Origin of the sequence: Pantoea alhagi (assembly GCF_002101395.1) — a bacterium.
Taxonomy (GTDB): Bacteria; Pseudomonadota; Gammaproteobacteria; order Enterobacterales; family Enterobacteriaceae; genus Mixta; species Mixta alhagi.
Map to the genome: position 1 here is coordinate 2,249,603 of NZ_CP019706.1, position 13,351 is coordinate 2,262,953.

Sequence of the window (13,351 nt, forward strand, 5' to 3'; positions counted from 1 at the left end):
TAGTGAGGCGTTAACTTACCACGTTTAGCGGGTCGGGGTTGAGAGCGAATTGCCACTATCAGACAGTAGCCAGAGAGAGAAGAAAAGGCTGACGATGACCCCTCATCGTCAGCCGGGCATTATTCGTGCCACCGCTGCGGCAAAAACCCCGTTGCGGCAAAACAAGAGCGGGTTACATCACGCCCATCATATGCGGCAGCCACAGAGAAATGGCCGGGACATAGGTAATCAGCAGCAGTACCACAAACAGCAAGCAGTAAAACGGCAGCATTGCCTTTACCACCTGCTCCATCTTCTGCTTGCCGACCGCGCTGGCGACAAACAGCACCGAACCCACCGGCGGCGTAATCAGGCCGATGCCGAGGTTGATCATCATGATCATGCCGAAGTGCACCGGATCAATGCCCAAAGCCGAAATCACCGGCAGCAGCACTGGCGTCAGGATCAGGATAATCGGTGCCATATCCATCAGCGTACCCACTACCAGCAACAAGAGGTTAATGCACATCAAGATGACATATTTATTATCAGAAATGCTGGTAAAAAATTCAGTAATTAGCTGCGGCAACTGCATAAAAGTCATTACCGCGCCAAAGCCGGAAGCGAAGGCAATCAGCACCATGACAATGGTGACGGTTTTAATGGTGCGGAACAGCAGAATATGCAGTTGATTCCACTTAAAGTCGCGATAGATAAACATGGTGACAAAAAAAGCCCACAGGCAGGCGATAGCCGCCGACTCCGACGCGGTAAAAATACCGGAAAGAATGCCGCCGAGGATAATCACCACGGTAAAAAGGCCCCAGAAAGCGTCAAGAAAAATCTTTACCGCCTGACGGAAGGGGATACGTTCACCACGTGGATAACCGCGTTTACGCGCAAAACCAAGGCACATCACCATCAGGCACAGCGCCAGCAGCAGACCGGGTACGATACCGGCGACAAACAGCGAGGAGATGGTCACCACGCCGCCGGTGGCCAGCGAATAGATCACTGAGTTATGGCTGGGCGGCGTCAGTATCGCCTGCACGGAACCGCTGGCGGTGACCGCCGCAGCGAAATCACGTGGATAGCCTTTCTCTTCCATCTGCGGGATCATCACCGAGCCGATGGAGGCAGTATCCGCCACCGATGAGCCCGAAATTGCGCCAAAAAAGGTCGAGGCAACGATATTCACCAGCGACAGCCCGCCACGGATAAACCCGACAAAAATATAGGCAAAGTTAACCAGCCGTCGGGCAATGCCGCCTTCGGCCATAATCGCCCCCGCCAGAATAAAAAACGGGATGGTCAGCAGCGAAAATTTATTAACGCCGTTGGTAATCTGAATCACCACCGCTTCCAGCGGCAGATCGATCCACCAGGCACCAATAAAGGCGCTGAGGCCGACGGCAAAAGCAACCGGAAAGCCCATCAGCAACAGGATCATCAAACTGCCAATCAAGATCAGTGCGTCCATCATAAGCTCCGAATCAGTGGGTGCCGCCAAGGCTGACCAGCGGGCGCTCGGACTGATCGCCGCACAGCAGGCGTTCAATCACAAACAGAATGGTCAGCAGCGCGCCGACCGGGATAGGCAGATACATCTGACCAAAGGTGATGGCTGGCAGGGAGGCCTGCGGCTGGTACCACATCGCTTCGCACAGCGCATAGCTGGCCTGAAAAATAACCAGGCAGGCGACCAGCATCAGCAGATTGCTTAACAGCAGCGCTATTTTTTGCCCGTGCGGCGACAGGCGATCGGTCACCATTGTCACGCAGATATGGGTTCCTGCACGGAACCCGACCGGCGCGCCGATAAAGGTAAAAATGATCATGCAGACAATGGCGACCGGCTCCGGCCAGGAGAGAGAATCGTTCATCACATAGCGGGCAAAAATGCCGATGGGGATCACCGTGACCATTAACAATAAAGATACGGCGGCGATGATCATGCACAGCAGGTAGACCGCATCCATCAAACGTGAATATGCAGACATAGTGTGTTACCTGAGTAGCGGCGCCACGAGGAGACGTGGCGCAGGGAAAAGGTTATTTCACCGCAGCAATTTGCTGCATCAGATCCTGATACTCTTTACCGTATTGATCGCGGACCGGCTGCGTCGCCTTCACAAAGACATCGCGATCGATCTGCTGGAAGGTCACGCCGCCCGCTTTCATTTTATCCAGCGACTGCTGGTTATATTCAGCCCATAGCTTGCGTTCATCTTCCTGCGCTTCTTTACCCAGCTTGCGCAGCAGGGCCTGATCCTCAGCCGAAAGTTTGTCCCAGCTGCGTTTAGAGAACAGGATCATTTCTGGCTGGATAAAGTGCCCGGTCAGGGTGTAATACTTCGCTACCGGCAGATAGTTATGGGCGACAAAGGTTGGCGGGTTATTTTCTGTGCCGTCTACGACGCCGGTTTGCATCGCGCTGAATACTTCGCTAACGCCCATTGCCACCGGGTTAGCGCCCATCGCCTTCAGCGTCGCCAGCGAAATGGCGCTGTTCTGCACGCGAATTTTCATCCCTTTCAGATCTTCCGGCTTCGTTACCGGATCTTTGGTGATCATGTTGCGTACGCCAGCGTCGGTCCAGCCAAGAAACACCATGCGCGATCGGGGGTTCTGCTCAAACTTTTCCACAATCGCTTTGCCTGGTTCGCCGTCCAACACCTGGTGCATATGATTTTCATCACGGAAAATATAGGGCAGCGTCAATACGCCGGTTTCCGGTGCGATGGTCGAGACCGGTGCCAGCGAGACGCGGATCATATCCACCGCGCCGAGTTGGACCTGCTGCAGCGTTTGCTCTTCATCACCCAGCGTGCCGCCAGCATAGACGCGCATCTCCAGCCGTCCATCGGTTGCCTGCTTCAGCTTTTCCCCCATATGTTCAAGTGCAACAACGGTGGGATAACCGGCAGGCTGGACTTCCGCTACCTTCAGTACCTTTGCCGAGGCGACTGTAGAAGCAAACAGCGCGGTGGATGCCAGCGACAACGCCAGCAACAGTTTTTTCATTTTCATATGATGTTCTCCTGCGCTTAAAGGGAGCCCGGTTTCTGGTCTGAAAGAGGGGAGAGTAAAGGTCAGAGGCCAGCAGGGCTGATTCACTATAGATAAATTGCGCAGGTGAAAAATTGGCGCAGATGAATTGGATGAATTCCATCACAAAATTAAAACGATGTTTTAATAAATTTATACGCAGCGTCACAGTTTAAAAACTAACCGCTTACATCATTCCGCCGCACCGCGCGAGAAACCGCAAAAGCGCGAGAAATGTTTGTAAATAGTAATGAGAACTAGTATCAATTCGCTTTTGTTTTGGTATGATCCGGAACTGTTTGAATGACTCATCTTAAGGTTGGAGAAATAGCGTGGTGACCAGTGAACTGATGCAGACGGATCTCTCTGTCTGGGGCATGTATGAACATGCGGACATCGTAGTAAAAGCGGTAATGATTGGGCTGCTTATGGCGTCCGTTGTCACCTGGACCATCTTCTTCGGCAAATTCACTGAACTGACGTCAGCGCGCCGGCGTCTGAAACAGGAACAGCAGACGCTGGCGGAAGCGCGTTCGCTGCGTCAGGCAGCCGAGCTCAGCGACAGTTTTCATGCACGCAGCCAGAGCGCGCTGCTGCTTCAGGAAGCGCAGAATGAACTGGAGCTTTCAGCAGGTTCAGATGATAACGAAGGCATTAAAGAGCGCACCGGATTCCGCCTGGAACGACGCGTTGCGGCTATCAGCCGTCACGCCGGTCGCGGCAACGGCTTCCTGGCGACTATCGGCTCAGTGGCACCCTTTATCGGCCTGTTCGGCACCGTCTGGGGCATTATGAACAGCTTTATCGGCATCGCTCAGACGCAAACCACCAACCTGGCGGTTGTTGCGCCGGGCATCGCTGAAGCGTTGCTGGCAACGGCTATCGGTCTGATTGCCGCTATCCCCGCAGTGGTCATCTACAATATCTTTGCGCGCATGATCGCCAGCTACAAAGCGGGCCTGGGCGATGTAGCGGCGCAGGTTCTGCTGCTGCAAAGCCGCGATCTTGACCTGGCGCGCAGCAAAAACGACGCGCAGCCGGTACAGAGTGCGCATAAACTGCGGGTAGGTTAAACGTTATGGCGATGCGGTTAAATGACGACTTAGACAGTAACGGCGAAATGCACGAAATCAACGTGACGCCGTTTATCGACGTGATGTTGGTGCTGCTGATTATTTTCATGGTAGCCGCGCCGCTGGCCACGGTAGATGTCCGGGTTAACTTGCCCGCCTCGACCAGTGCGCCGCAGCCGCGTCCCGAAAAGCCGGTTTATCTTTCAATTAAGGCAGATAAACAGATGTATATCGGCAATGAAGCAGTGACCAAAGATAAATTAATTGAGGTGCTAAATGCACAGACCGAAGGCAAAAAAGATACCACTATCTTTTTCCAGGCCGATAAGTCTGTGGATTATGAAACGCTGATGAGCGCCATGGATGCGCTACGCGGCGCAGGCTATCTCAAGATTGGCCTGATGGGCATGGAAACCGCGCAAAAGTAACCGACCGGGGCAGCCTGCCCCGGTAAACACCCTCTGTTTTTTGTCCCGCTTGTTTGTTACGCACATTAGTAGCGCCAGGCTTTCAACCCACTGCAATTTAAACCCGGCTGCACAAACGTTGCTGCAACATAAGACAGGAAAAACCTTCACGGAAAGGCTATGGCTATGGTCATGGAAAGTCTGCGCGCAAACGTGAGTCCATCGGGTTAGGTTGGCGCATAAAAAATGCCGCAGCGTTATCCGCTGCGGCACTCTCGCTACGCTGGAGATAAAACTCCAGAGGACAGGCTAATCAAACCTTAGCCCAGATGTTCACCACCGGTCACGCCATGCACTTCCGCCGTCACATAGCTGGATTCCTGTGAGGCCAGGTAGACATAAACGCCTGCCAGCTCAGCTGGCTGACCAGCTCGCTTCATCGGCGTCTGCTTACCAAACTCCGGCAGTTTCTCCTGCGGCTGGCCACCGGCGATCTGCAATGCGGTCCAGATCGGGCCGGGCGCTACGCTGTTAACGCGAATGCCTTTCTCTGCAACCTGCTTCGCCAGCGCGCGGGTATAGGCAAGGATTGCCGCCTTGGTGGAAGCGTAGTCCAGCAGATGCGGGCTTGGCTGGTAAGCCTGAATTGATGAAGTGGTAATAATTGAGGCGCCTTCCGGCAGTAGCGGAATAGCGGCCTGGGTGATCCAGAACAGAGAGAACACGTTGGTCTCATAGGTTTTACGGAACTGCTCAGTCGTCAGCTCGGCAATCTGTTCAACCGCCACCTGCTTACCCGCTACCAGCGCCAGGATATCCAGCCCGCCGAGTTCTTCATGCGCCTGCGCGACCAGCTGTTTACAAAACGCCTCTTCACTGATATCGCCCGGAATCAGCACAACTTTGCGCCCCGCCTCACGGATATAGTTGGCCACTTCTTCTGCGTCACGCTGTTCAGCGGGCAGGTAGTTAATCGCCACATCCGCACCTTCACGTGCATAGGCAATAGCGGCGGCACGGCCAATACCGGAATCAGCGCCGGTTACCAGCGCCTTACGTCCTTCGAGACGCTGGCTGCCCCGGTAGCTTTGCTCTCCGCAGTCCGGCACCGGCTGCATATCCTGTTGGATGCCTGGCGCGGGTTGACGCTGTTTCGGGTATTCACCGCTGTAATACTGGGTGAGAGGATTCTGCATTTTATTCTGGTCTGCCATGTTTCCTCCTGATGTATTCAAAGAAAATTCACTGTTAAGGCTAGGAGAAACCCACGGGTTGTCGAGTCCTGTAACTGCTCATACCAGTCAAGTCACTGTCAGCACTAGAAAAAAGCGTGAAGAAAAAATGCGAGAAAATATTAATAAATATGAATAATCGCCATCAAAAAGCACCTTTTTCAGCGAAAAATAATCCATATGTTGCTTTGTTAAATAATAGTTACTAAACCGATCGTTTTGTAAACTGAAATGGTGATTATCATCACATCATGCTGGCAGGAATCGGGCTACAAGGGGAAAAAACACAAGGAAGCCAGTATGAACCCCGTTAAAAATTTACAAAACCCGCGCCGCAGCGCCGCTAAAACCATCTTCAGCGTTACCAGCGGCAATTTTCTCGAAATGTATGATTTTATGGTGTTCGGCTATTATGCCAGCGCAATCGCTAAGACCTTCTTTCCAGGCAATAATCCATTCGCCTCGCTAATGTTGACGCTAATGACCTTTGGCGCAGGTTTTCTGATGCGTCCGCTGGGGGCGATTGTGTTGGGCGCATATATCGATCATCACGGAAGGCGTAAAGGTTTGCTGCTTACGCTGGGGCTGATGGCGCTGGGCACGCTTACTATCGCCTGCGTACCGGGCTACGCCACACTCGGCGTCGCCGCGCCGATTCTGATCCTGCTGGGACGTTTATTGCAGGGGTTCTCCGCCGGCGTCGAGCTGGGCGGGGTCTCTGTCTATCTGAGTGAAGTTGCTCCTAAAGGACGCAAGGGTTTTTATGTGAGCTGGCAGTCCGGCAGCCAGCAGATCGCGGTGATCTTTGCCGCGCTGCTTGGCCTGCTGCTTAACCATCTGCTGGCACCGCAGGAGGTCACCGAATGGGGCTGGCGTATCCCGTTTGTGGTGGGCTGTCTGATTGTCCCGTTTCTGTTCTGGATCCGCCGTATGCTGGAAGAAACTGAAGCCTTTAGTCAGCGTAAGCAGCATCCTTCAATGCGCGCGATTATGCGCACGGTTGCCAGTAACTGGGCATTGGTGTTGGCAGGTATGCTCATGGTAGTAACCACTACCGTGATGTTTTACATGATCACCGCTTTCACCCCGACCTTTGGCAAAACCGTGTTGATGATGAGCGATAAACAGAGCTTTCTCGTCACGCTGTGTATCGGTCTCTCTAACCTGGTCTGGCTGCCACTAATGGGGGCGTTATCCGATCGCGTTGGCCGTCGTCCGTTATTAATTACCTTTACCCTGTTAATGATAGCGACCGCCTGGCCTGTGCTGCACTGGCTGGTGGAATCACCCTCTTTTAGCCATTTGCTGGAGGCGGAGCTGTGGCTCTCTTTTCTTTATGCCAGCTATAACGGCGCGATGGTTGTCTACCTGGCCGAAGTCATGCCTGCTGAGGTGCGTGCCAGTGGCTTCTCGCTGGCCTACAGCCTGGCGACTGCGCTGTTTGGCGGCTTTACGCCAGCGATTTCCAGCTATCTTATTCATGTGACCGGTGACAAAGCGATGCCTGGCGTCTGGTTAACCATCGCTGCGGTCTGTGGCTTGCTGGGGACCTTGCTTATCAGGCGATTGCTGAAGCAGTATCAAAGGCGTCAGGGTGGCGTTGTCGCTGCCTCTACGGCAGGGTAATAATAGACTAATCAATAAATTATTTTTACTGTATAACCCGCTCTGGCAAAGCGGGTACCAGAAAACAGAAATTTTAATACCATATATTTGTTGATATTTATTAAGCCGCAGCGCGTGACAGGCCTGGAATTATTTAAGGTCAACCCGCCGATCCCTCTCAGTGATATCTATCCGAAAATGTTTAACAGTGTTATTTTCTTTTCCTGCATGAGAAAAACCGCCTTTTTATAGGCTAACCTGATTAAGCTGGCACTAAAAACAAGCTGTTATAAAGCCTTGTTGCTTGCTGGGGAATAAGCAGGCAGGCCTGAAGTCCGTCAGTGCCAGGGGTTATTTGCTAAATAAACTAAAACATTTTTATATATTTTTCATTTGTCGTTGAACAATATCCGCCGCCGGCAGGATGTTGTTTCCGGCAATCTCTTTTATTCATCAAGAGAGTGATAAGTATTGGGTCTGGTATGCCGATAACTTAGCCAATGCAAACCGTGTAATGCTTGCTGTTGCTTTTTTAATTTCGCGCCTGCTGCAGGCGTTAACTGGCGGATAAGTCTATGTTGATAACGTCTTACGATACGGTAATGGTTATCGTATCGATACTCGTGGCTTTTCTGGCTTCCTATACTGCGCTGGATATGGCGGGCCGGGTAGTAAACAGCACTGGCAGAGCAGCTCAGGCCTGGCTGCTTGGCGGTGGATTTGCCATGGGTATTGGCATCTGGGCGATGCATTTTATCGGTATGCTGGCAATGAAGATGCCGATGATGATGAGCTACGACGGCCCGCTGACGCTGCTGTCGATGATTATTGCTGTCGCCGCCTCGCTGTTTGCATTGTGGATCGTCTGCTATGGTGAACTGCGCTGGCCGCGCTTAAGCTATGGCGCATTGATTCTGGGCAGCGGCGTGGCAGCGATGCATTACACCGGTATGGCCGCGCTGATGCTTGAGCCGGAGATTATCTGGAACTGGGGCTGGGTGCTTGTTTCAGTGGTTATCGCCTTACTGGCATCAGGCACTGCGCTGTGGCTGGCGTTCCGGCTGCGTAAAGGGGCAGGCCGTCTGGCGCTGCTGCGCGCGGGCGCGGCGATAGTCATGGGGTTTGCTATTGCTGGTATGCACTATACCGGCATGGTCGCCGCCAGTTTCCCCACCGAAAGCCATATGATGCACCAGGGCGTTGAAAGCGACTGGCTGGCGATTCTGGTGGCGGTGGTATCACTCTCTGTTCTCGGTATTACGTTATTGGTTTCGATGCTTGATGCGCGCATGCAGGCGCGTACGTCAATGCTCGCCTCATCCCTGGCGGAAGCCAACCGCGAGCTGGCGCAGCTGGCATTACAGGATAATCTGATGCGTCTGCCGAACCGTATTCTGCTGGAGGATCGTCTCGATCAGGCGATCAATAAAGCGACGCGGGAAAATAGCCGTTTTGCGCTGATGTTTATGGATCTTGATGGCTTTAAGGCGGTCAATGACGCGTTTGGTCATCATATCGGTGACAGTCTGCTGGTAGCGGTGACGGAACGTATGACAACCAGTATCAACGGGCACTACACGCTGGCGCGGTTGGGCGGCGATGAATTTGTGCTGCTAATGGAAATCGATGAGCCAAACGAAGCTGCGGTTACCGCAGATGCGCTGGTCAAGTTGATAGGAAAACCTTTTAACATCTCACGCTATGAACTCAATGTTTCGGTCAGTATCGGCATTGCGGTTTATCCGGGAGATGGCGTTGATGAACGCGAACTGATGTTTAACGCCGATGCCGCCATGTATCACACCAAAAATAACGGGCGCAACGGCTATTATTTCTTCCAGCCTTCAATGAACACCATTGCGCAAAATCAGCTTCAGCTGATCAACGATTTGTGGCTGGCGCTGGATAACAGTGAACTGCGACTGTTTTATCAGCCGAAATATACCGCACCAAGCGGCCCGATTGTGGGCTTTGAAGCGCTGCTGCGCTGGCAACATCCGCAGCATGGCCTGCTGTCGCCGGATACTTTCCTGCCGTTGGCGGAAAAGAGCGGCCTGATTATTAGCGTGGGTAACTGGGTGATTAATGAAGCCTGCCGACAGCTACATGAATGGCATAAACAGGGGCATAAAAACTGGTCCGTAGCGGTTAACCTGTCGGCGTTGCAGTTTGAACAGAATGGACTGGTTGATACCGTCATGACGGCGCTGGAAAAACATCATATCCCGCCGCATCTTCTGACGCTGGAGGTCACTGAAACCACCGCGATGCGCAATCCTGATGAGAGCGTGCGCATTCTCACGGCGCTAACCGATCTCGGGGTAAATGCTTCAATCGATGACTTCGGTACCGGCTATTCCAGCCTTCTCTATCTGAAACGTCTGCCTGCCAGCGAACTGAAAATCGATCGGGCCTTTGTAAACGAACTCAGTGAAGACAGCGGAGATGCCACTATTGTCTCTGCGATTGTAGCGCTGGCACAGTCGCTTAACCTCAAAGTGGTGGCGGAAGGAGTAGAGACGCCGGAGCAACAGGCCTTTTTAACCAATCTTGGCTGTAACAGCTTACAAGGCTATCTGTTGGGAAAACCGATCCCTCCTGAGCGTATCCATGAGCTGAAGGAATTTGTCAAAACTCAGGAGAACGAGTCAGCTGAAATTGTCCGGTAGAGAATAAAGGGCGGCTGAGATATCCGTTGTGCCCGGGAAAAACTATAATAGTTGCCCTTTAGCCTTCCGGGAGCTGTAACAGTTTATGGCAAAGTATCTTCAGCTGGTGGAGCAAATCCAGGCGCAAATAGATGCCGAAATCTGGCTGCCGGGCGAAAAGCTCCCTTCGCTGCGCGATCAGGTTAGCCTGAGCGGCATGAGCCTGATGACGGTGATGCATGCTTATCAGGTGCTGGAAAGCCAGGGCAGCATCGTTTCACGACCGCAGTCCGGCTATTATGTTGCGCCGCGCGCTGAATTTCTCAGCCAGCCGGTTAACCATCAAAAGGTGCAACTGGCAGAAGCGGTTGATATAAATTCCTTTATTTTCGATGTGTTACAAGCCTGCCGCGATCCGCTGATTATCCCGTTCGGCTCCGCCTTTCCCGATCCGGAGCTTTTTCCGCAGCGCCAGCTAATGCGTGCCCTGAATCATGTTTCTCATCGCCTGACGCCGGGCGACGCCATTAATAATCTGCCTCCCGGCAACGAAGCGCTGCGTAAAACGCTGGCTCGTCGCTACGCTCAACAGGGGATTGCCGTTTCGCCGGATGAGATTGTGATTACTAACGGAGCAATGGAGTCGCTAAGCCTGAGTTTGCAGGCGGTCACCGCGCCAGGCGACTGGGTAGTGGTAGAAAATCCGACGTTTTACGGCGCGCTGCAGGCTATTGAACGTCTAAAGCTAAAAGCCGTGGCCATCGCCACCGATCCTCAGCACGGCATGGATTTAAACGAGCTTGAGCAGGCGTTAAAACGCTGGCCGATTAAAGCCTGCTGGCTGATGACCAGTCAGCAGAATCCGGTAGGGTTTACCCTGAGCCGGGAGAAAAAAAAGGCGCTGGTTGCGCTGTTGGCAGCACATCAGGTGGCGCTGATCGAGGATGATGTTTACAGCGAGCTTTATTTCGGTGCCGATAAGCCGTTACCGGCTAAAGCGTTTGATCGTCAGGGTAGCGTACTGCACTGCTCATCCTTTTCCAAAAATCTGGTAGCGGGCTTTCGCGTAGGCTGGGTAGCGGCGGGCAAACAGGCGCAGCGTATTCAGCGGCTGCAGCTAATGAGTACGCTTGCCACCAGCGCGCCGATGCAGCTGGCGCTGGCGAACTACCTGAGTACCCGTAGCTATGACAGTCACTTGCGCAAGCTGCGTCAGGTACTGGAGCAGCGCAAAAATCTGGCCCGTCAGTCGCTTAAGCGTCATCTGCCTTATGGCGCTAAAATCAATGATTCACGCGGTGGCTACTTTTTATGGATTGAACTGCCCGGACAGGTGAACGCGACACAACTCTACTATCGCGCGCTGGAACATAACATCAGCATCGCTCCCGGCAGCATGTTTTCCTCAGGACAGCAGTACGCGAACTACTTTCGCTTTAATACTTCCTGGCCGTGGGATAGCGCACAGGAAGCGGCTGTGGCCATTCTGGGAGGGTTGATTGCTGCCATGATGTAACAAGTGTTCGCTAAAAGCTGTAACAGTGGCCTGGCATACTTTAACGCGGCCATGAAAATGCGTAAAAAAATGAACGCACACCGGGCTGGTGGGGTAATTTGACTTAAGTATTGAAATTTAAAGAATTTTATTGTGAATTGGTCGTTATTCCTATTGCAAAGTTATTAACTTTTGCCACAATCAATTAACATTATGACCAATCCGGAGGCGTAGTATGTTTCCCTCATCGTGCAGTCTTATGACAATGATGTCATTTGCGGCAGGCACACCTTTTGCGGGGACGTCCAATAACCCGCAGCATCTGATGCTGGCTATGCCTTCAAACGGTATTCCAAATAACCCGTTGCCGTTGATTATCTACCCGCGCGTGGTGCCAAATGATGTTGAGGACATTGCGGCCTGGTTCGAACAGCGGTTTACGGAACACCACTGGCCGCCACGCTGGCGCGCCGATATTTTTCCCTGGACGCATTATCACTCTAACTGTCATGAGCTGCTGGGCGTCAGCGCGGGCTGGGCTGAAGTGTTGTTTGGCGGCGAAAGCGGCCGCATGGTAACGCTGCGCATGGGCGATGCGGTACTTATTCCGGCAGGTGTAGGGCATCAGCAGATTGCGGCCAGCGAAGATTTCTTTACCGTTGGCGCTTATCCGGCAGGCATGGAACCCGATACGTTGCGTGACGATAGAAGCATCCTGGAGAACTCCCTGAGCACTATTAAACGGGTGCCTTTACCGCAGTTCGATCCGCTAACCGGCGGCGAAGGTGCGGTAACCGATTTTTGGCATCCCGTTGCGCAGCAACAGGCTCAGCATAATTAAACCAGAGACGGGGCGGCGACAGGCTGCCCGCTCAGGTTAAATTCATCGCTTTTGACACGCCTGTTTTATCGAAAGAATTAAAGAGATCTCTGCACGCAATTAACCGGCTAAACCAGATAATTCCTTTTAGCGACTTCATTAATATCAACCACGCTTTTTATACCCAGCTTGCGCAATATTTTAATTTTATAGGTGCTGATGGTTTTATTACTGAGTGAAAGCTGTAAGGCTATTTCTTTATTAGAATATCCGGCCGCCAGCTTTCTGAGCACCGTTAGCTCGCGGCAGGAAAGCGACATTAATTTTTCACTTTCCGAATGCACCGCTTTTACCTCTGTATCTTGCGAGCAAGGATAGAATTTAATACCTTTATCAATACTGCGAATCGCCTGTAACAGCTGGGTAATATCATGACTTTTACACAGATAGCCATCAACGCCCAGCAGCAGGCAGCGCTGCATATGAAACTCGCTTTCTGAGGCGGTTAATACGATAATTTTTTGCCGTGCGTTGATGCGCTTCAAACTTTCAATGACTTGCATGCCATCTCTGCCCGGGATATTGAGATCCATAATCACCAGATCGGGACGATGCAGGCCAACATCCGCAATCACCGAAATGCCATCCTGTGCGATACCGGCAATGGTATAGCCATTAGCGCGTAAATACGCCTTAATACCTGAACAGATAAAAGGATGGTCATCAACAATAAATACTGTGTTAATCATAATTAATCCTGAGTGACATTATAAAATCCATAAATAATAATATTTATCCATTTGTATCCCTGGCGTAGTCAGTGAAGCAGTATAACTTTCCACCTAATCTATCAATGTGAGAATTGTCTCTAATTAAGCGGCATTACTGATACGCAACGCGCTGCTATTCTCCGATTTGAATGCAAAACCGATAGGTTTAATTTCTGGCTGGGTATGTTTCCTCATGCTTTGTTAAATCCTGGCCCTCATCAAAAAATAAAAATATGGGAAGGGGTTATTTCCTGGTAAAAATTGATTGAAAACA

11 protein-coding genes are annotated in these 13,351 nt (G+C 52.0%); 6 read left to right on the forward strand and 5 right to left on the reverse strand.

Annotated features, from left to right (window positions below):
• Positions 1-172: 172 nt before the first annotated feature.
• From B1H58_RS10515 to B1H58_RS10525, 3 genes are read right to left on the reverse strand one after another with little or no spacing between them, the layout of a single operon-like run.
• Complete coding sequence (locus tag B1H58_RS10515; protein ID WP_085072284.1) at positions 173-1,459, reverse strand: TRAP transporter large permease; 1,287 nt, start codon at positions 1,457-1,459, stop codon at positions 173-175.
• Positions 1,460-1,472: 13 nt separating this feature from the next.
• Positions 1,473-1,979 (reverse strand): TRAP transporter small permease, encoded by a 507-nt coding sequence (locus B1H58_RS10520; protein WP_085070074.1) that lies wholly within the window; start codon positions 1,977-1,979, stop codon positions 1,473-1,475.
• 52 nt (positions 1,980-2,031) lie between these two features.
• The gene (locus B1H58_RS10525) at positions 2,032-3,009 is read right to left on the reverse strand and encodes a TRAP transporter substrate-binding protein (protein ID WP_085070076.1); all 978 of its coding nucleotides are present in this window, start codon (positions 3,007-3,009) and stop codon (positions 2,032-2,034) included.
• A 353-nt stretch (positions 3,010-3,362) separates the two neighbouring features.
• Here B1H58_RS10525 and exbB point away from each other — a divergent pair, with 353 nt between their 5' ends.
• Both exbB and exbD read left to right on the forward strand, forming a co-directional pair.
• Positions 3,363-4,100, forward strand: coding sequence for a tol-pal system-associated acyl-CoA thioesterase (gene exbB, locus B1H58_RS10530; RefSeq protein ID WP_208615354.1), 738 nt, complete (start codon positions 3,363-3,365; stop codon positions 4,098-4,100).
• Positions 4,101-4,105: 5 nt separating this feature from the next.
• Positions 4,106-4,528 carry a TonB system transport protein ExbD gene (gene exbD / locus B1H58_RS10535; RefSeq protein ID WP_085070078.1) on the forward strand — a complete coding sequence of 141 codons (423 nt, stop codon included), beginning with the start codon at positions 4,106-4,108 and terminating at the stop codon, positions 4,526-4,528.
• A 299-nt stretch (positions 4,529-4,827) separates the two neighbouring features.
• On the opposite strand, the gene B1H58_RS10540 is transcribed toward exbD, so the two are convergent.
• The gene (locus B1H58_RS10540) at positions 4,828-5,721 is read right to left on the reverse strand and encodes an SDR family oxidoreductase (RefSeq protein ID WP_085070080.1); all 894 of its coding nucleotides are present in this window, start codon (positions 5,719-5,721) and stop codon (positions 4,828-4,830) included.
• Between the two features lie 318 nt (positions 5,722-6,039).
• On the opposite strand from B1H58_RS10540, the gene tcuC reads away from it, so the two are divergent.
• The 4 genes from tcuC to B1H58_RS10560 all read left to right on the forward strand — a co-directional run bounded on the left by tcuC (position 6,040) and on the right by B1H58_RS10560 (position 12,328).
• Positions 6,040-7,365, forward strand: a complete 1,326-nt coding sequence (gene tcuC, locus B1H58_RS10545; protein WP_085070082.1) for an MFS transporter — start codon at positions 6,040-6,042, stop codon at positions 7,363-7,365.
• Positions 7,366-7,919: 554 nt separating this feature from the next.
• Positions 7,920-10,013: a putative bifunctional diguanylate cyclase/phosphodiesterase gene (locus B1H58_RS10550; protein WP_085070084.1), complete on the forward strand. Its 2,094-nt coding sequence runs from the start codon at positions 7,920-7,922 to the stop codon at positions 10,011-10,013.
• An 85-nt stretch (positions 10,014-10,098) separates the two neighbouring features.
• Entirely contained in the window at positions 10,099-11,508 is a 1,410-nt protein-coding gene (locus B1H58_RS10555) for an aminotransferase-like domain-containing protein (protein WP_085070086.1), read from the forward strand.
• A gap of 214 nt (positions 11,509-11,722) precedes the next feature.
• Positions 11,723-12,328, forward strand: a complete 606-nt coding sequence (locus B1H58_RS10560; RefSeq protein WP_085070102.1) for a hypothetical protein — start codon at positions 11,723-11,725, stop codon at positions 12,326-12,328.
• Between the two features lie 107 nt (positions 12,329-12,435).
• On the opposite strand, the gene B1H58_RS10565 is transcribed toward B1H58_RS10560, so the two are convergent.
• Positions 12,436-13,056, reverse strand: coding sequence for a response regulator transcription factor (locus tag B1H58_RS10565; protein WP_085070103.1), 621 nt, complete (start codon positions 13,054-13,056; stop codon positions 12,436-12,438).
• Positions 13,057-13,351: the final 295 nt, after the last annotated feature.

Coding starts and splice junctions, on each gene's coding strand:
- B1H58_RS10565 (WP_085070103.1), bottom strand. CDS start 13,056: ATGATTAACACAGTATTTATTGTTGATGACCATCCTTTTATCTGTTCA.
- exbD (WP_085070078.1), top strand. CDS start 4,106: ATGGCGATGCGGTTAAATGACGACTTAGACAGTAACGGCGAAATGCAC.
- B1H58_RS10555 (WP_085070086.1), top strand. CDS start 10,099: ATGGCAAAGTATCTTCAGCTGGTGGAGCAAATCCAGGCGCAAATAGAT.
- B1H58_RS10520 (WP_085070074.1), bottom strand. CDS start 1,979: ATGTCTGCATATTCACGTTTGATGGATGCGGTCTACCTGCTGTGCATG.
- B1H58_RS10560 (WP_085070102.1), top strand. CDS start 11,723: ATGTTTCCCTCATCGTGCAGTCTTATGACAATGATGTCATTTGCGGCA.
- B1H58_RS10540 (WP_085070080.1), bottom strand. CDS start 5,721: ATGGCAGACCAGAATAAAATGCAGAATCCTCTCACCCAGTATTACAGC.
- B1H58_RS10525 (WP_085070076.1), bottom strand. CDS start 3,009: ATGAAAATGAAAAAACTGTTGCTGGCGTTGTCGCTGGCATCCACCGCG.
- B1H58_RS10550 (WP_085070084.1), top strand. CDS start 7,920: ATGTTGATAACGTCTTACGATACGGTAATGGTTATCGTATCGATACTC.
- tcuC (WP_085070082.1), top strand. CDS start 6,040: ATGAACCCCGTTAAAAATTTACAAAACCCGCGCCGCAGCGCCGCTAAA.
- B1H58_RS10515 (WP_085072284.1), bottom strand. CDS start 1,459: ATGGACGCACTGATCTTGATTGGCAGTTTGATGATCCTGTTGCTGATG.